Source organism: Micromonospora sp. USAFONa4 (genome assembly GCF_057197825.1).
Genome location: NZ_CM170072.1, coordinates 2,821,726 through 2,839,802, shown reverse-complemented (window position 1 = coordinate 2,839,802; position 18,077 = coordinate 2,821,726). Strand labels below are relative to the sequence as shown.

The following is an 18,077-nucleotide window of genomic DNA, read 5'->3' as shown; positions in this document are numbered from 1 at the left end:
GGGCGGTCAGCCGGCCCGCTTCTCGGCGTACGCGGCGAGCCAGGCGACCTGGGTCGGATCCAGGGACGGGCGGACCCGGGCGCGGGCCGCCGCCACGTGCGCGGCCGTGACCGTGGACGCCGTCAGCGACTCCCGCATGGCGGCCAGGGCCGCCTCGCGCACCAGCGCGGCACAGTCCGCCGCCGAGAAGCCGTCCAGCTCGCCGCCCAGCTCCACGAGGTCCACCTCGGGTGCCAGCGGCACGTTCCGGGCCGAGGCGCGCAGGATCTCCGCCCGCGCCGGCCCGTCCGGCGGCGGCACGTAGACCAGCCGTTCCAGCCGTCCCGGGCGCAGCAGCGCCGGGTCCACCAGGTCGGGGCGGTTCGTCGCGCCGACCACCACCACGTTGCGCAGCGTCTCCACGCCGTCCAGCTCGGTCAGCAGCGCGGCCACCACCCGGTCGGTGGTGCCGCCGTCGCTGGCCTGGCCGCGTACCGGGGCGAGCGCGTCCACCTCGTCCAGGAAGATCAGGGTGGGCGCGGCCTCCCGGGCCCGGCGGAACAGCTCGCGGACCGCGCGCTCGCTCTCACCGACCCACTTCGACAGCAGCTCCGCGCCCTTCACCGAGAGCACGTTCGCCCGCCCCGAGCCGGCCAGCGCCGTGACCAGGTAGGTCTTGCCGCAGCCCGGTGGGCCGTAGAGGAGCACCCCGCGCGGCGGCTGCACGCCGAGCCGGGCGAAGGTGTCCGGGTAGGTCAGCGGCCAGAGCACCGACTCGGTCAGCGTCGCCTTGACCTCCGTCAGGTCGCCCACGTCGTCCAGCGTCACCGAGGCCAGCTCCAGGGTGGAGGCGGCCATGGTGGTGGGACGGACCACCTCCAGCGCGGCGGTGAAGTCGGCCATCGCCACCGTCGGCGTCTCGGCCGACTTCTGGCGCAGCGCCGCGCGCACCCCGGCCTCGCGGAGCAGCGCGGCCAGGTCGGCGGCGACGAAGCCGGGGGTACGCCCGGCGACCTCGTCGAGCCGCACGTCGTCGGCGAGCGGGACCTGCCGGGTCAGCACCGTCAACTGCTCCCGGCGCAGGGCCGCGTCCGGCAGCGGCACGCTGATCCGCAGCGAGAGCAGGTCCGGGGCCCGCAGCGCGGGGTCGACGGCCTCGGGCCGGCCGGTGGTGCAGACGACCGCCGCCCCCGCCCGTACGGTCTCGGCCACCACCTGCCGGAACACGGTCGCCACCGGCCCCGGCCCGTCCGCCGGGGCGAGCGCCTCCACGTCGGTGACCAGCAGCACCCCGGGGCCGTCCGCGCGCGCCTCGGCCGCGGCGGCGCGCAGCCGCTCGGCGGCGGCCTGGTTGGTCAGCGCGGCCACCTCGGGAGCCCAGAGCGGGCTGACCCGGGCCCCGACCCGGGCGGCCACGGCCCGCACGAGGGCCGCCTTGCCGGAGCCGGCCGGACCGGCGACCAGCACGCCCAGCGAGACGGTCGTGCCCAGCCGGCCGAGCACCTCCCGGTGGTGGAAGCCGAGGTCGAGCAGCTCGGTCAGCTCCTCGGCCTGCGACCGCAGCCCGGGCAGCTCGTCCACCGCGGGCGGCGCGTCGTCGACGCTCCCGGCGGTGTGTCCCGCGGCGTCCACGGCGCCCGGGAGGCGTACGCCCCCCGTGGCAGCCGCCCGGCCCGGGGCGGTCCCGTTCGGCGTCGGGCCCGCGTCGAGGCGTCGCCCCTGCGGGGCGGGGCCGGTGCCGGCGGAGCCGTGGGTCGCCTGGCCGTGCTCCCAGCCGACGACGGTGTCCATGGTGACCAGCGAACCGGTGTCGGGCTCGGCGGCGACCACGGCGAGCAGGGTGCTGGTCCAGGCGTACCCGACGCTGTTGGAGAGGCTGCGCCGGGCGGCCTCCACGAGGCTGCGCACCGAGGCGTCGGGCAGCACGTCCTGCGGCAGCAGCGACACGTCGTCCCCGGTCGTCACCACCTTGCCGAGCAGGGCCAGCCGGAGCATCTCGGGCGAGACCACGGCGGCGATCTGCGCCGGACCGGCGAGAAGCACCCGACGGGCCGGCGTGACCGGCAGGCGGCTCACCGTCACCTGCGCGCCGTCGCGGATGCCGAGGTTGCCCAGCATCAGGTCGTCGGCGTAGAGCAGCGCGGTGCTGGCGGTCGGCTCGGCCGGCGCGACGATGCCGGCGGTCACCCGCCGGCCCGCCAGCCGCACCGGGTCGCCGGGGCGCAGCGCCAGCGCGGTGAGCACCTCCGGGTGCAGCCGGACGACGCCCCGTCGGGCGTCGAGGGCCGCCGGCCGCAGGCTCGCGGTCAGGGTCAGGTCGGGTTCCGCCACCGCCCGACCCTAGCCGCCGTGGTCACGCCCTGCCCGCTCCCGGTGCGTTCCGTGCTCCGCGGGGAGCGTCACCGTCCCCCACCAGGGAGGGGTCGCGGCGGATCAGCTCGGCCAGCCGCGCCGCCGGGTCGGGGGTCAGCCCCTCCTGGGCCGGCGTCCAGGCCGGCACCGTCTTGACCGACATCGGCCACGCCGGCGGCGGCGCGGGGGCCTCCGCGTCGACCGTCACGCCCGCGTCGGTCCAGGCGACCCGCAGCGGGTACGCCTGCCCGTCGTGCTCGACCCGGATGCTGACCGCCGTGCCGGGGTGGCCGGCCACCACGCGACGGACCGCCTCGGCGACCTCCACCACGGGATCGCGGTGTTCCGCGCCCCGCCGCGCGTCGGCCCAGCCGGGCCCGGCGTTGCGCCCCTCGCCCCGGACGTCCGCGCGCCCCGGCTCGGATCCGCCCCGCGCCTCCGGCGCCCCGACGGCCTCCCCGCCCGCCGGCTCCGCCTCGGCGGCCCGCCGCCGCAACGCCTCCTCGCGGCGCGCCATCCGGGCCAGTGTCTCGTCCAGTCCACCTCTCATCACGAACCACCCCTTCTCGTGAAACGGGTCGAACCGCCGCAGCGGTTCAGGACCTTCCCTCCCGGGTGGCCCGCTCCAGTGCGCGGTCGAGGACGACCAGCAGGGCGTCCCGCACCGAGAGCCGGTCCCGGGCGTCGAACTGCACCAGGGGCACGTGGTCGCCGACGGCCAGCGCCCACCGGATCGCGTCGAGGTCGTGCGCCAGCCGCCCGTCGAAGGCGTTCACGCCGACCACGAAGGGCAGGCCGGCCCGCTCGAAGAAGTCGATCGCCGGGTAGCAGTCGTCGAGCCGGGCGCTGTCCACCACGACGAGCGCGCCGAGCGCCCCCCGGGCCAGGTCGTCCCACATGAAACCGAACCGGGCCTGCCCCGGCGTGCCGAACAGGTACAGCTTCAGGCTGCGGTCGATGGTGACGCAGCCGAAGTCCATCGCCACCGTGGTGGTGGTCTTCGCGGAGCGTACGCCGGGGTCGTCGACGCCGATCCCGGCGGTGGTCATCTCCGCCTCGGTGGTCAACGGGGCGATCTCGGAGATCGCGCCGACCGTGGTGGTCTTGCCGACCCCGAAGCCGCCGGCGATGAGGATCTTGACCGGGATCGGCGGGGCGGCGGCCGGCGTGGGCCGGGGCACCGCGGCCACCCCGGTGGCCGGCACCCGGTGCGGCGGCGGAGCGGACGCGGCGGGTTGCGGCCCCGTCGGGGAGCCGTACCGGGTGGCGGCGCTGTTGGCGGCGATCCCGCCCAGCGGGGCGACCGGCCATTCAGGAGATCGCACGGAGTCCATCAATCACTCGCAGGATGATGTCGGGGTCGAGGGCGTCGGCGCCGTCGTGCACGTCGAGGTGGCCCGCGGCGCGGAGGTCGCCGACCAGCACCCGGGTCACGCCGAAGTGCAACCGGGTACGGGCGGAGATCTCGGCGACCGAGATCGGCTCGTCGCAGAGCGAGACGATCGCCTGCAACTCGGGTGCCAGCCAGGTCAGCGACGCCGGCCGGTCAGTCGCCGGCCGGGCGGTCACCTGCGTCTCCAGCCCGATCGCCGGATCGGCGCCGGCCACCCGCCCGGCGGTGAGCACGAACGGGCGCGGACCGGCGGGCCCGTCCTCGGTCGCCGGCGCGGCCGTGGTCGCCGGCAGGCCGGGCCGGGCGTCGTGCGGGGACGACGCGCGCAGGTAGGGCCGGATCCGGACCGTGGGTTCCGGGTCCGGCCCCTCGCCGGCGACCTCGGGGGTCATTGCTGGGCGGCGTTCTTCAGTTCGGCGATCAGTCTCGGGGTGAGGGCGCCACCGGCCCGCCCGGCGAAGAGCGTCATCTCGTAGGCGACGGTGCCGAGGTTCGCCGAGCGGTCGGCGACCACCCCGAGCACGGAGCCGCTGCTGATCGCGCTGATCAGCAGGTAACCCTCGGCCATGTCCACGACCACCCGGTTCAGCCCGCCGAGGGCGTACCAGCTCGCGGCGCCGCCGGCGAGGCTCGTCATGCCGGAGACCACCGCGGCGAGCCGTTCCGCGTTGGAGCGGTCCTTGATCGCCGACATGGCCATCAGCAGCCCGTCCGACGAGACGGCGATCGCCTCCAGCACGCCGGCCGTACTGGAGGTGAAGGAGTCCAGCAGCCAGTTGAAGGTGCGCGCCTCCGGGCTCAGGTCCCCGGCGCCCGGGTTCTGGTGGTCGACGTTGTCGTGCGGGAAGGTGCTGGTCACCGTGATGTTCCCTCTTCGTAGCGGTGGTCTTGGCTGACTTCGCGCAGGGCGCGGGCGACGCCCGCCTCGAACTCGGTGAGGAGGTCGCGGACCTCGTCCGGGTTCTCCGGCGGGCTGTCGGGCTGACGGGCCGGGGTGGCGGTCAGGTTCGCCCCGGGCACCCGCCGGGTCAGCCCGGCCGGCGCGGTGCCGTCCGGGCTGACCCGGCCCAGTTCGGCCCGGCGTACGCCCGACTCGACGGCCTCGACGAGTGCGCGGGCGGCGGCCGGGTCCGCGTCGGTGACCGGCACCGGCCCGCTCACCGGCGGGGCGGCCGATGGGGCCGGCGGCCCGGCCGGGCGCAGGGTGGCGCCGGGCACCCGCTGCCGGATGCCCGGCGGGGCGGCGGCGACCGGGGCCCGTGGCCCGGCGCCGGCCGGCGCCCGCAGTTCGACGCCGGCCGGCTCAGCACTGGAGCTGAACGCGTCCCAGGAGGCGCCGGACTCCAGGCTGCGGCTGGCACGGCTCAGCAGCGCCGCGTCGAACCCGGGCGGCACCGCCTCCGCCGCCGCGCCGACTCCGGACGGCGCCGTGCCGACCGCCGCGGGGGGTTGGGACGGTGCCGCGCCGGCCGCCGCGCGGGGTCGGGCAACCTCCGGCTCGTCGGGCGAGCGCCGGTCACGGACGGGTACGGCGGCCCGGGCCACGGTCACGCCGGCCCGCTCGGCGCGGTGGACGACCAGCGACGTCTCCGGGACGTCCAGGTGCGCGGTCACCCCGCCACCGGCGGTCGCCGTCAGCCGCACCTGCCAGCCGTGCCGGCGGGCCAGGCGACCCACCACGAAGAGCCCCAGCACCTCGGTCGGCGCGAGATCCAGCCGCTCCCGCCGGGTGAGCCGGGCGTTCTCCTCCGCCAGCCGCTCCGGGGCCATGCCGATGCCCCGGTCCACCACGGTCAGCCGGGCGCCGGAGCCGGTCGGCTCGCCGCCCACGGTGACCCGGGTGTGCGGCGGGGAGAAGACCGTCGCGTTCTCCATCAGCTCGGCCAGCGCCAGGACGAGGTCGCCGACGGTGCCGGGTGCCACCGACACGCCGGGCGGGACCTGCACGTCGACCCGGGTGTAGTCCTCGATCTCGCCGAGCGCCAGCCGGACCACGTCCGCGAGCGGCACCGGCGCCACGTGCGGGTCGGCGCCGGCCGAGCCGGAGAGCACCACCAGGCTGCCGGCGTTGCGGCGCAGCCGGCTGGAGATGTGGTCGAGCCGGTACAGGTGCTCCAGCCGGCCGGGGTCGGTCTCCTGCCGCTCCAGCCGGTCGATCAGCGCGATCTGCCGGCCCACGAGGTTCTGCGTACGGCGGCCGACGTGGCCGAACATCTGGGCCACGTTGCGTCGGCCGGCGACCTGCCGTTCCACGAGCCGGGCGGCGGTGCTCTGCACCCGGTCGAACGCGCGGGCCAGGTCGCCGATCTCGTCGCGGGCCCGTACGTCGACCGGGTCGAGGCGTACCGGCGCGGCGCCCTCGGTCTCGTCGTCGGCGACCCGGGTCAGCTCCGCCTCGGCGACCCGGGCCACCCGGTCGGCGGAGCGGGTGAGCCGGGTCAGCGGCCGGGCCACCGTCCGGGCGACGGCCGCGCTGAGCAGCACCACCACGGCGAGGATCAGGGTGACGATCCCCGCCACCAGGTACGCCTCGGTCAGCGCCCGGCGTTGCTGCCCGCTCACCTCGGCGATGACGTCGGCGACGAGCTTCTTCTCGATGAACTGCCCGAAGGTGATCATCGAGCGGACCGACGGGAAGAGGGCGTCCAGCGGGATGTCCCTGGTCGCGCCGGCCGGGTCCAGCGCGCTCCTGCTGAGGAAGTCCGCGCTGGTCCGGGCGGCCACGGCCGCGTCGTTCAGGGTCACCAGCTTCAACTGCTCCGGCGTGATGAGGCTGCGGAACCCCTGGTTGTCCGCCCGCAGCCCCGCCATGCAGGCGACGTACGAGGCGCTGACCCGGGGCGAGCCGGTGGCCTTGACGAGCACGATGAGGGTGGCGCAGGCGCCCATCGCCTCGTCGACGCGGAGCAACCCGTCCAGGGCCAGCACCTGCCGCCCGGCCGCCGTGTCGGTGTCCACCCCGAACGGCAGCCGCAGCGCGTCGATCAGTCCCGTGCTGACCGGCCCGTACGCGGCCATGATCTGGTCCGGGGTGGCGGTGCCGGCGAGCACCGCGGCACGCACGTCGGTCAGCCCGCGTACGCCGTGCAGGGCCCCGGTCACCTCCGGCGGCAGCAGGCCCGCCGGGGTGGCCCGCAGGTCGGCGACCCGGTCGTCCACGCCGGCGGTCCGCTGCATCAGCTCGCTGCGGGTGACCCGGCCGAGCAGCAGCCCGACCGAGAGGACGCGCTCCTGTTGCAGGTCCTGCACGAGGCTGCCGATCCGGCTGGCGACGCGGACCCGGTCGGCGATGTCGCCGGCCCGTTGCGCGGCGGCCACGCGGTCGAGCACCGCCGGCACGGCGAGCGCCACCATGCTGAGCAGCGGGATGACCACGAGCAGCGCGAGCTTGCCCCGGATGCGGAGCCTAGCGAGCAGCATCGGAGGGCCCCCACTGCGCGCCGCCGCGTTCGCGGGCCGACCCCGCCGGTTGGAGCTGACGCGGTTCGGCACCCCGTCCGGCGGCCGGCTGCCACGGCGTGTCCTCCGGCGGGGCGTCGGCGCCGTACCGCTCGCGTCGGGCCTGTGCCGCGCGTCCCGGGGCCCGCCGGGCGGCGGCGAGCCACACCGCGCCCAGTGCCGCCCACAGCAGGACGGCCAGCGCCCCGGCCGCCACGGTCAGCCAGCGGTCCCGGTCCAGGTCACGGGAGCGTCCGGCGAGGAGCGCGTCGAGTTCGTCCAGGATGACGGGCTGGAGCTGCTCGGCGGCGGCCTGCGCGTTCTGCCGGGCGCCGCCGATCCGCGCCTGGTCGGTCTCCGCGTCGCGACCGGCCGGCGCGGAGTGGGCCGCCAACGTCTCGACGGCCCGCTGGTAGGTGTCGAGCGGGTTCAGCACGCTCGGGCCGAGGTCGGCGCTCTCCGAGCTGTCCACGGCGGCCCGGAGGTCGGCGACCAGGTCACTGGCCGGGGTGAGGACGCCCACCCGGAGGGCGGCGATCTCGACGGCGGTGCGGTTCCGGTCGGCGGCGGGCCGGCGGTCGGCGAGCACGGCCAGATCGGCCAGCCGGCCGGCCGCCACGACCGCCTCGGGCAGGTCCCGGCTCGCGTGCTGGAGGAAGAAGGAGTCGGGCCGGGGGTCGCGGACGAGCCCGGACGTCTCCCGGACCTTGCCGTGCAGCGCCAGCAGCAGGTCGGTGGCCTCGCCGTACGCGGTGAAGGCCGCCTCCGGGTCGGCGGGGCCGCGGGCGCCCAGCGCCTCGATCCTGGCCCGCAGGCCCGCCCAGCGTTCCTTGGTGCGCAACTCGTCGCCGATCCGCGCGTCCACGGAGGCGGCGGCCTCGACCGCGCGGGTCAGCGCCCCGCTGGTGACGGGCCGGGCGGCGACGGCGGCGGACTGGGCCTCGACCAGGGCGTGGGTGACCGGGGCGAGGGCGCGCAGGTACTCCACGCCCAGCCGTTCCCGGCCGGCCAGGTCCCGGTCGTCGGCCGTGAGCCGCCAGGTCTGGACGAACAGCAGGGTCATCGGCGCGAGCAGGGCCACGAGGAGCAGCAGCGGCAGTACGCGGCCCACCGCGGTGGGCCGCCGGCGGGCCGGCGGTGCGGGGACGGTCATGTCTGTCTCCTCCGGCGGGAGCACGGGATCGGTGGGGGTGTCGGGGGTCGGCGGCGAAGTCCCGTGCACCGGACCGGAAAACTAACCGACCAGCGGGGGCCGTTCCGGCCGCCGGACGGTCAGCTTTGCGTCACGAAGCCCGAAGTAACCGCAGGGTCACTCGCCAGGCACCGTCCGTGCCAGGCCAGAGAGTGACAAGGATGGATCGGAGTGGATTTCCGACGAACATCGGAATTCACATGATCCGAATTCATCTCCGTGAGACCGTCTGGACCGCGCCGGTGCGACGCCGATCGGATCAACCGGACGGACGTACGGAGGATCTCAGCCAACGCTCAGGGTCCGGGCCGTACCGTGTGCCCAATGAGATCGCCGTTGTCGGCCGCGTGGATCCGGCGTGCCCTGCCCACCCGCCGGCGCGCCGTCGCCGCGACGGTGGTCGTCGTGCTGCTCGCCGCCGCCGTGACCTGGGCCGTCCTGCCGCAGGGGCCGGCCGTCCGCACCGAGGCGGCGTTCGTGAACGTCCGCTCCGGGCCGGGCGGGGACGAGCCCGTCGACCTGGACACCACCTTCTACCTGCCCGAGGACGCGTCGGCGGCGAACAAGGTGCCGGCGGTGCTGCTGGCGCACGGCTTCGGTGGCACCAAGGAGTCCGTCCGCGCCGACGCCGAGGAGTTCGCCGGGCGCGGCTACGCGGTGCTCACCTGGACCGCGCGGGGCTTCGGCCGCAGCGGCGGGCAGATCCACCTGGACCACCCGGACTACGAGGTCCGGGACGCCGAACGGCTGCTGGACTGGCTCGCCGCCCGTCCCGAGATCCGCACCGACGCCGCCGGGGACCCGAAGGTCGGCGTCGTCGGCGGCTCGTACGGGGGCGCCCTGGCGCTCCTGCTCGCCGCGCAGGACCAGCGCGTCGACGCGATCGTGCCGATGATCACCTGGAACGACCTGTCCCGCTCCTTCCTGCCGGAGAGCAGCGGTAAGGAGCCCACCGAGGGCGTGTTCAAGTCCGGCTGGGCCGGGCTGTTCTTCGGCGGCGGCGGCAACGTCGGCTCCGGGCCGGCCGGGCTCTCCGGGAACAGCGCCGCGCAGCCCGAGGGGGCGCCCGCCTCCGCCGGCCCGCCCAGCCCGGGGCCGGGCGCCGGCCCGGGGACGGGTCCGGGGCGTGCCCCCGCCGGGGCCGGTGACCCGGCCTGCGGCCGGTTCGCCGCCGACATCTGCGCCGCGTACCTGCGCATCGCCACCACCGGCAGGGCCGACCAGGCCGCCGTGGACCTGCTGCGCCGCTCCAGCCCGGCCGGGGTGCTCGACCGGATCAAGGCGCCGACCCTGCTGGTGCAGGGCGAGGCCGACACCCTCTTCCCGCTCGGCGAGGCGAACGCGAACGCGAACGGCATCGCCGCCGCCGGCACGCCTGTGCGGGTGGCCTGGTTCACCGGCGGTCACGACGGCGGCGAGGGCCCGAAGACCGACTCGGACCGGGTGAAGTTCCTGACCGTGCAGTGGCTCGACCACTACGTCAAGGGCGAGGGCGAGGCCCCGGGCGACGACTTCACCTGGTCGCGGATCGCCGGCTTCGACGCCCTCGACCGGGGGCTGGTGGCGACCGGCTACCGCTACGCCGACTACCCCGGCGTCGCCGGTACGGCCCGCCGGGACGTACCGGTGGCCGGCCCCGCCCAGCCCGTCGCCAACCCGCCGTCACGTAACCCGGCCGCCATCTCCTCGGTGCCCTTCGCCGGTGAGCTGTCGTCGCTGCTCGGCGGCGTGGCCGGCGACATTCCCGGCCAGCACGCCCGCTTCGAGTCGGAGCCGCTGGCCGAGGCGGTGGACGTCGTCGGCGCCCCGACGGTCGACGTGCGGGCGGCGTCGCCGACGGGGGAGGCCGTGCTCTTCGTCAAGCTCTACGACGTCGACCCCAACGGCGCGGCCACCCTGCCCAACGGTCTGGTCGCCCCGGTCCGGCTCACCGGCCTGCCGCCGACGATCGACGCGGCAAGCCCCGTCACCGTCACCCTGCCGGCGATCGTGCGCCGGATCGAGGCCGGGCACCGGCTGCGCGTGGTGGTGGCGACCTCCGACCAGGCGTACGCCACTCCGGTCGAGCCGGCCGTGCACACCGTCGCGGCCACCGGCGCGGTCAGCCTGCCGACCGTCGCCGGCGACCCGATCCCCACCTCCGCCACCGTGTGGCGCTGGGTGCTGGTCGGCCTGGTCGCCGCGATCGTCGTCGGGCTCGTCGTGGTCGTCGCCGTGGTCCGCCGCCGGCACCGCCGCCAGGACAGCTCCATCCACCCGGCGTACGCGGGCGTCCCGCTGGCCGTGCGGCAGCTCCGCAAGGAGTACGCGGACGGCTTCGTCGCCGTCTCCAACGTGGACTTCGAGGTGCACCCCGGTCAGGTCGTCGGCCTGCTCGGCCCGAACGGCGCGGGCAAGACCACCACGCTGCGGGTGCTGATGGGGCTGACCCAGCCCACGGCCGGCGAGATCTACGTCTTCGGGCACCGGCTGGTGCCCGGGTCGCCGGTGCTGTCCCGGATCGGGGCGCTCGTCGAGGGGCCGGGCTTCCTGCCGCACCTGTCGGGGCTGGACAACCTGAAGGCGTACTGGCGGGCCACCGGCCGGCCCGCCGGGGACGCGCACTTCGAGGAGGCCCTGGAGATCGCCGGCCTGGGCGACTCCGTGCACCGTAAGACCAACAACTACAGCCACGGCATGCGGCAGCGTCTCGCCATCGCGCAGGCGATGCTGGGCCTGCCCGAGCTGCTGGTGCTCGACGAGCCGACCGACGGGCTCGACCCGCCGCAGATCGCGGAGATGCGCCGGGTGCTCCAGCGCTACGCCACCGACGGCCGGGCGGTGCTGGTCTCCAGCCACCTGCTCGCCGAGGTGGAGCAGACCTGCACCCACGCGGTGGTGGTGAACAAGGGCCGCATCGTCGCCTCGGGCCCGGTCGAGGAGATCGTCGGCGAGTCGCCCAGCGTGCTCTTCGACGTGACCGACCCGGAGGCCGCCCGGGCGGTGCTGGACGGCCTGGACGGGGTGCGGGTGCTTCCCGACGGGGAGGGGCAGCTCGTGGTGGACACCAACGGCACCGCCCGCAGCGAGGTGGTCGCCGAGCTGGTCCGGGCCGGCATCGGGGTGGACCGGGTGGTGCCGCGGCGCCGTCTGGAGGACGCGTTCCTCGCCCTGGTGGGCGAGAACTCTCGGGGAAGCGGGGACCGATGATGGCGGGCACGTCACCCACGGTGGGAGCGGCGGCCGGCTACCGGCCCTCGGCAACCCTGCCGTTCGGCGCCGAGTTCCGGCGGCAGGCCTTCCGGCGGCGTACGCAGCTCGCGCTCGGGTTCATGGTGCTGCTGCCGCTGATCATCCTGATCGCGTTCCAGTTCGACACGGGCGGCGACGACGACAACGGGCGCGGGGAGTTCGGCAGCCTGGTGGAGTTCGCCACGTCGGGCGGGCTGAACTTCACGCTCTTCACCATCTTCGTCTCGGCGTCGTTCCTGATGGTCGTGGTGGTGGCGCTGTTCTGCGGGGACACGGTGGCCAGCGAGGCGAGCTGGGGCAGCCTGCGTTACCTGCTGGCGGTGCCGGTGCCCCGGGCCCGCCTGCTGACGGTGAAGCTGCTCGTCGCGCTCGTCTACTCGGCCCTGGCGCTGCTGCTGCTCGCCGGCACCGCCCTGCTCATCGGCACCCTCCGCTACGGCTGGGAGCCGTTGCGCAGCACGGTGGCGGCCCAGCTCGAACCGGGCGAGGGGCTGCTGCGGCTGCTGGGCGTGCTCGGCTACCTGGCGGTCGTACTCCTGGTGGTGGCCGGCCTGGCGTTCCTGCTGTCCGTGGTGACGGACGCCGCGCTGGGCGCGGTCGGCGGCGCGGTGCTGCTCTGGATCCTCTCCAGCATCCTCGACCAGATCACCGCCCTGGGCGCGCTACGCGCGTTCCTGCCGACGCACTACAGCACCGCCTGGCTGGGGCTGCTGTCGACGCCGGTGCAGACCGACGACGTGGTACGCGGGGCGATCTCGGCGATCAGCTACGCGACGCTGTTCTGGGGCCTGGCGTTCTGGCGCTTCACCCGCAAGGACGTCACCAGCTAGGGCGCCGGGTCGGTCTGCTTCTTCCAGGCGCTGACCCCGATCCGACCCGTGTTGCCGAGGTCGATCGGCCCGTCCAGGCCCACCATCTGCGCGGGCCGGCCCTCGGCGGGCGCGATGTCCAGGCGCTCGCCGTTGGTGGCGACGACCGTCGAGTCGGTCACCAGGTTGCGCCAGAGCACGGTGGCCGCAGCCCGTTCGCCGGGTTGCAGGGTCAGCGGCCGGGGCGGGGCGTCGAAGCCCGACGTGATCTCCTTCGCCCCGTCGACGACCCGGACGGATATCCGATCACCGTCGCCGTCGTAGAGACGCGGCACCGGGTGGCCGTTCAGCCGGTAGGGCTTCGTGCCGCAGTTGACCAGCAGCAGACCGAGCGCCCGCAGTCCCATCGCGGCGCTGCTGCCCGGTGACGTGATCCGTACGCCGGACTTCGGGCATTCGCCCGCGAGGTCGGACGCCGTGTCGCGCGGCGTCGGTTCGCCCGGCCTCGGGACGAGCTGCGGGGGATCGATCGGCATCGTATCGATCGGCAGGGGCTTGGCCGGTTGTGGGCTGGCCGGCTGTGGATCTGCCGGCACCGGGCCGGGCCCCGGCGCGCAGGCGCCGAGCAGGACGAGGCCGGCGATCGCGACCCCGACCGTCCGCACCGGACCGGGGACTGCGCGGCGCGAGCGTGGTGTGGGCCGGTGCGCGGGACTCGTTGCCGTTGCCGATGCCGATGCCGATGCCGATGACATCTTCCGATCATCGCACCGGACGGGCCCCGCACCCCTGCGTCGGCCCCGGCCGTCTGGCACGGCGGGGCTCCGGACGGTTGGCCGCCGGGATTCCGGTGCGGCGCTGTCGAGCTGCCCCATCTGTGGGACCGGCCCGGAGCGGCCCCTGGCAGTTTCCCGCCGACCCCCAGATGGGGCCCGTGTGGCAGTGTCACCATCAGGGCCGACGTTCGGCAGGGGCGGCGGCACGGCGCGCTGCGTGTCGAGCTGAATCGTCTACGACATCACCCGTCCCGCTCCCGCATGACCCGGGTCGGGCACTCCCTCGGCCCCGGTCCGACGGCAGGGCAAGGGACCGGTCCGACGGCAGAACGAGGAATCGCCGGTCGGGCCGCGAAGCCCCGGGGGTGCGGCGACGGCGGTCGGCCACCGGCACCGTGCACGTGTTCAGTGATGGCGTGGTGTCGGTGAGTGAGAATCGGGTATGGCCAATCCGCCCCCTGAGCCGCAGCCCGAGCCGCAGTCCGAGTCGCCGTCCACCTCGCCGCCCGCGCCGTCGTCCGAGCGGTCCGCCCCGTCTACGCCCGTGCCGCCGCCCGCGTCTGCGCCCGTGCCGCCGCCCGAGCGTTCCCCCGCGTCAGCGCCCGCGCCGTCATCCGCCTCTGCGCCTACGCCTGCGCCGTCGTCCGCGCCTACGCCTGCGCCGTCGTCCGCGTCTGCGTCGTCGTCTGCGCCTATGCCTGCGCCGTCGTCTGCGCCTACGCCCGTGCGGCCGTCCGCCTCTGCGCCTGCGCCGCCGTCTGCGCCCGCGCGGCCGTCCGCGTCGGCGGCCGAGCCGAAGGCCTGGACCGTGCTGGCGGATCAGCGCCTGCCCGGGATTCGCGGGCTGCCGCCGAAGCAGCGCGCGGTGTACGCGACCGCCGCCGTCGTCATCCTCGTGGTCGGCGCGCTGTTCGCCTACCAGGCCAACTTCCTCCTGGACCGGTCGACGGCCACCGATCGGGCCCGCTCGGACAGGCAGGCCGCGAAGGCGGTCGACCGTGAGCAGCCCGCCTTCGTGTCCACCGTCACGCCCCTGGACTACGACCGGGACCTGCCCGAGGCCTTCACCGTCCTGCTCGACCGGCCGCTGACCGAGGACGAGCAGGTCGCCCTCACCGCACTGACCGGCCCGAGGTCGGAGGTGTGGGAGTTCCTGAAGCCGCTCGGCGGCCGAGTGGTCGAGCACGCGTCCTACGTGGCCCCGTTCGAGGACGGCAACGAGAACCGCGGCCGTGCCCAGACGTTCGACCTGAACCTGAACAGCGATCGCGCCGCCGGGCTCACGATCAACGACATGACCGCCGTGAAGGACTCGTGCCGCGCACCCACGGCGCAGACCGTCGTCACCCTTCCCCCCGCGGGTGCGGAGTCCCGGCAGGGGCTGCTGTGGGACCTGACCGGTGGGCCGACGGACGAGCCGCACGGTCCGTACGTCCTGGCCGACGGCGAGGCGGAGGAGGGGCAGTTGTACTTCCGCCGCAACGTCGTCGAGTTGGGCAACGGCCAATCCAACATGGCCTTCCGGGTCCAGCCGGAGGTGTCCACCCACACGTGCGAGTGGCACATCGTCGCGTCCTACACCGACACGACCGGTGCCCACGAGCAACGCATCCCGAGCGGCACCGGCACGTTCACCACCGAGGCCGTCCCGTCGCAGCCCGTCCAGTACTTCGAACGCCCCCCGGGCACGGAGTGGGGCTGCCTCGGCGAGGTGCGTCAGCAGGACTGCCCGGCCACCGGATCCGTACGGCTGCCGAGGCCGCCGGTCCACCGGCCGGTCCCGGGCTGAGCCGCGCGTGCCCGGCACGACCGGAGCCGGCAACCGCCGACGGGTCCCGGCCGAGGCGGCCCGGTCGCGAGGACGTCAGCGGGAACGGGGCCTGCGCTTACGGGTGGGGGAGTCGGGGGAGTCCGGCGCGGTGCCCGAGTCGGCGGTGTCCCCGTCGTCGGACGAGTTGGTCACCCGGGCGTCGGTGTGGCTCAGCTCGGCCAGCGTCGCGCCCCTGAGCTGGTAGACGGCGGTGCGTCGGATGCTCAGCTCCGCCATCGGGCCGCCCGCCGGCCGGGTCAGGTAGACCACCGTCGCCCTGCCGTCGCGCACGCTGACGCTCTCCACCGGCGTACGGTCGCCGAGGTCGACCTGGGCCTGGTAGTCCGGCTCGCCCCTGACGTTCCGCCAGGCGGCGAGGGTGAAGAAGCGGCCGGTGCCGCCGCCGTCGAGCGCGACCACGCCGATCGCGTCGCCCGCGCCGTCGCCGTCGAGGTCGCCGACGGCGCACGGCCGCTGCAACTGCACCGTCGTGCCGTCCCGGTCGGCCCACCGGCCGTCGGAGAGGCGGAGCGGGGTGGCGTACCCGCGGTAGCGGACCTTCCGGCTGCCGACCCGGGTGTCGCGCAGTTCCAGGCAGGTGAGCTGGTCGCCGGTGCGGCGCGGGGTGAGGGTCGCCCGGGTGGTCGCCGGGGTGGCGTCGACGTCGTCCCGCTTCGCGGCGGTGCCGGCGGTCCGGTCGGCGGACCGGTTCCGCTTCTTGCGGTTGCCGGTGGAGCAGGCGGTGGTGAACGCCAGCAGGCAGGCCATGGAGAGGGCCACCACCGGGACGAGCTTGCGACGCATCGCGCGTTCCTTTCCGTCGATGTGCCCGCACCGTAACGGGCCCGCGCCAACGCCCTCGTAAACCGCCTGCCGCCGCTGATGGGAGCGTTCCCACAGAGGGGGAATCAATCGACACTGTCAAATGCCCGGCGGCATTCTGGTGTCGTCCCCTCTTCCTGACCGGAGGTGCCCTGATGCTCGCTGACCGGATCGGCGGCCCGGCCCTTTCCCTGTTCCGCGCCGTCGTCGGCCTGCTCTTCCTCTGCCACGGCCTGGCCTCACTGCTCGGGATCCTCGGCGGCAGCCGGGGCACCGGCGAGGCGGTCCCGCTCGGCGAGTGGCCGGGGTGGTGGGCCGCGCTGATCCAGGCGGTCTGCGGCGGGCTGGTGCTCGTCGGGCTGTTGACCCGGGCGGCGGCCCTGCTGGCGTCCGGCTCGATGGCCTACGCGTACTTCGTGGTGCACCAGCCCGACGCGCTGCTCCCGCTGCGCAACGGCGGTGAGCTGGCCGTCCTGTTCTGCTGGTCGTTCCTGCTGATCGCCGTGTTCGGCCCCGGCGCGTGGGCGGTCGACACCGCGCTGCGGGCCCGACGCCCCGCCGACTCCCGCTCGGTGACCGCCTGAATCCGTACCGTCGAGGAAGGCCCGACGGCGGCTGCGGGATCGCTCACAGCGTGGGATCTCGCGTCGATCCCGGCGGCGTCGGTGCTTAGACTCGACGGCACAACTGCATACCTCATCCAGAGGGGCTGAGGGATACGGCCCGACGACGCCCCGGCAACCACCCCGCGCGCTCATCGCAGAGCGACCGGCGGGGCAGGTGCCAATTCCGTCCCCGCCGCAGGGTGCGATGCGGGGAAAGATGAGAGGACCCGCGACATGACGTCGACGTTCGCCCCCTCCGGCATCGACACCACCGCCAGCCCCGCCCGCGCCCTGGTCTGCCGCGCCTGTTCGGCGCGCTACCCGCTCGCCGCCCAGCACGCCTGCTACGAGTGTTTCGGCCCGCTGGAGGTCGACTACGACGCCGCCGCGCTCGCGACGGTCACCCGGGAGCAGATCGAGGCGGGCCCGCAGAACATCTGGCGGTACGCGGCGCTGCTGCCCGCCGGCCAGGACCCGGCCACCCGGGTCACCCTCGACCCCGGCTTCACCCCGCTGGTGGCGGCCCCGCACCTCGCCGCCGAGTTGGGCATCACCGCCCCGCTCTGGGTCAAGGACGACAGCGCCAACCCGACCCACTCGTTCAAGGACCGGGTCGTCTCGGTGGCGTTGACCGCCGCCCGCGCGCTCGGCTTCAGCCGCTACGCCTGCGCCTCCACCGGAAACCTGGCCAACTCCGTCGCCGCGCACGCGGCCCGGGCCGGCGCGCCGTCGGTGGTCTTCATCCCCGGCGACCTGGAGCAGGGCAAGGTCATCACCACCGCCGTCTACGGCGGCGAACTGGTCGCCATCGACGGCTCGTACGACGACGTGAACCGGCTCTGCGGCGAGCTGGTGGAGACGGACGAGTTCGAGGACACCGCGTTCGTCAACGTCAACGTGCGCCCCTACTACGCCGAGGGCTCGAAGACGCTCGGCTACGAGGTCGCCGAGCAGCTCGGCTGGCGGATCCCCGCGCAGGTGGTGATCCCGATGGCCTCCGGCGAGCTGCTTACCAAGATCGACAAGGCGTTCGCCGAGCTGGTCGAGATCGGCCTGGTCGAGGCGCCGGCCGGCGGCTGGAAGGTGTTCGGCGCGCAGTCGGCGGGCTGCAACCCCATCGCCACCGCCCTGCACGCCGACACCGACACCATCACGCCCGTCAAGCCGACCGGCATCGCCAAGTCCCTCAACATCGGCGACCCGGCCGCCGGCATCTACGCGCTGGAGGCGGTGCGCCGCACCGGGGGCTGGATGGAGTACGTCGACGACGACGAGATCCGCGCCGGCATCCGGCTGCTGGCCCGGACCACCGGCGTCTTTGCCGAGACGGCCGGCGGGGTGACCGTGGCCGTGCTGCGCAAGCTGGTCGAGTCCGGCCGCCTCGACCCGACCGCCGAGACCGTCGTCTTCAACACCGGCGAGGGCCTCAAGACCCTCGACGCGGTGGCCGGCGAGGTCGGCCCCACCCACCGCATCAAGCCCTCGCTCCGCGCCGCCCGCGACGCCGGCCTCCTCGGCTGACCCGCGCCCCCGCCCGCACCCTGGCCGCGCGCGGTTCTCCACGTCGGCCGCGCGCGGTTCTCCGCGTCGATCATGAGATTGGCGGCGAAGTTGATCGCGAACAGTGCCGCCAACCTCATGATCGACGCCCGAGGGTCCGAGGGTCTGGG

General features: G+C 75.1%; 14 protein-coding genes and 1 riboswitch. Of the genes, 5 read left to right on the top strand and 9 right to left on the bottom strand.

Going from position 1 to position 18,077, the window contains the following annotated elements; all coding sequences use genetic code 11:
* Positions 1–6 precede the first annotated feature (6 nt).
* The 7 genes from AC0OO9_RS12290 to AC0OO9_RS12260 are packed head-to-tail and all read right to left on the bottom strand — an operon-like array spanning position 7 to position 8,315.
* Positions 7–2,310, bottom strand: coding sequence for an AAA family ATPase (locus AC0OO9_RS12290; protein ID WP_484517322.1), 2,304 nt, complete (start codon positions 2,308–2,310; stop codon positions 7–9).
* Positions 2,311–2,332: 22 nt separating this feature from the next.
* The gene (locus AC0OO9_RS12285) at positions 2,333–2,881 is read right to left on the bottom strand and encodes a hypothetical protein (protein ID WP_484517321.1); all 549 of its coding nucleotides are present in this window, start codon (positions 2,879–2,881) and stop codon (positions 2,333–2,335) included.
* A 46-nt stretch (positions 2,882–2,927) separates the two neighbouring features.
* Positions 2,928–3,665: a GTP-binding protein gene (locus AC0OO9_RS12280; protein ID WP_484517320.1), complete on the bottom strand. Its 738-nt coding sequence runs from the start codon at positions 3,663–3,665 to the stop codon at positions 2,928–2,930.
* Positions 3,643–4,116 carry a DUF742 domain-containing protein gene (locus AC0OO9_RS12275; RefSeq protein ID WP_311411741.1) on the bottom strand — a complete coding sequence of 158 codons (474 nt, stop codon included), beginning with the start codon at positions 4,114–4,116 and terminating at the stop codon, positions 3,643–3,645. Before AC0OO9_RS12275 ends, AC0OO9_RS12280 begins: the two co-directional genes overlap by 23 nt.
* Positions 4,113–4,583, bottom strand: a complete 471-nt coding sequence (locus AC0OO9_RS12270) for a roadblock/LC7 domain-containing protein (protein ID WP_484517319.1) — start codon at positions 4,581–4,583, stop codon at positions 4,113–4,115. The genes AC0OO9_RS12275 and AC0OO9_RS12270 overlap by 4 nt, the downstream gene beginning before the upstream one ends.
* Entirely contained in the window at positions 4,580–7,144 is a 2,565-nt protein-coding gene (locus AC0OO9_RS12265) for a sensor histidine kinase (protein ID WP_484517318.1), read from the bottom strand. The genes AC0OO9_RS12270 and AC0OO9_RS12265 overlap by 4 nt, the downstream gene beginning before the upstream one ends.
* Positions 7,131–8,315: a hypothetical protein gene (locus AC0OO9_RS12260; RefSeq protein ID WP_484517317.1), complete on the bottom strand. Its 1,185-nt coding sequence runs from the start codon at positions 8,313–8,315 to the stop codon at positions 7,131–7,133. The genes AC0OO9_RS12265 and AC0OO9_RS12260 overlap by 14 nt, the downstream gene beginning before the upstream one ends.
* A gap of 363 nt (positions 8,316–8,678) precedes the next feature.
* On the opposite strand from AC0OO9_RS12260, the gene AC0OO9_RS12255 reads away from it, so the two are divergent.
* Together AC0OO9_RS12255 and AC0OO9_RS12250 are read left to right on the top strand one after the other, a co-directional pair.
* Positions 8,679–11,543 carry an alpha/beta fold hydrolase gene (locus AC0OO9_RS12255; RefSeq protein WP_484517316.1) on the top strand — a complete coding sequence of 955 codons (2,865 nt, stop codon included), beginning with the start codon at positions 8,679–8,681 and terminating at the stop codon, positions 11,541–11,543.
* Positions 11,540–12,415 carry an ABC transporter permease subunit gene (locus AC0OO9_RS12250; protein ID WP_132239964.1) on the top strand — a complete coding sequence of 292 codons (876 nt, stop codon included), beginning with the start codon at positions 11,540–11,542 and terminating at the stop codon, positions 12,413–12,415. The genes AC0OO9_RS12255 and AC0OO9_RS12250 overlap by 4 nt, the downstream gene beginning before the upstream one ends.
* Here the strand turns inward: AC0OO9_RS12250 and AC0OO9_RS12245 are convergent.
* Positions 12,412–12,930, bottom strand: a complete 519-nt coding sequence (locus AC0OO9_RS12245) for a DUF4232 domain-containing protein (RefSeq protein WP_484517315.1) — start codon at positions 12,928–12,930, stop codon at positions 12,412–12,414. The two genes, AC0OO9_RS12250 and AC0OO9_RS12245, sit on opposite strands and share 4 nt — an antisense overlap.
* A gap of 1,048 nt (positions 12,931–13,978) precedes the next feature.
* Between AC0OO9_RS12245 and AC0OO9_RS12240 the strand changes: the two genes are divergently transcribed.
* Entirely contained in the window at positions 13,979–14,959 is a 981-nt protein-coding gene (locus AC0OO9_RS12240) for a hypothetical protein (RefSeq protein WP_484517314.1), read from the top strand.
* Between the two features lie 75 nt (positions 14,960–15,034).
* On the opposite strand, the gene AC0OO9_RS12235 is transcribed toward AC0OO9_RS12240, so the two are convergent.
* The gene (locus tag AC0OO9_RS12235) at positions 15,035–15,784 is read right to left on the bottom strand and encodes a hypothetical protein (protein WP_484517313.1); all 750 of its coding nucleotides are present in this window, start codon (positions 15,782–15,784) and stop codon (positions 15,035–15,037) included.
* A 173-nt stretch (positions 15,785–15,957) separates the two neighbouring features.
* On the opposite strand from AC0OO9_RS12235, the gene AC0OO9_RS12230 reads away from it, so the two are divergent.
* On the top strand, positions 15,958–16,386 hold the full coding sequence (locus AC0OO9_RS12230; RefSeq protein ID WP_484517312.1) for a DoxX family protein: 429 nt from the start codon (positions 15,958–15,960) through the stop codon (positions 16,384–16,386).
* A 109-nt stretch (positions 16,387–16,495) separates the two neighbouring features.
* A riboswitch (SAM riboswitch) is annotated at positions 16,496–16,631 on the top strand.
* Positions 16,632–16,641: 10 nt separating this feature from the next.
* Complete coding sequence (gene thrC, locus AC0OO9_RS12225) at positions 16,642–17,928, top strand: threonine synthase (RefSeq protein WP_132239969.1); 1,287 nt, start codon at positions 16,642–16,644, stop codon at positions 17,926–17,928.
* Positions 17,929–18,077: the final 149 nt, after the last annotated feature.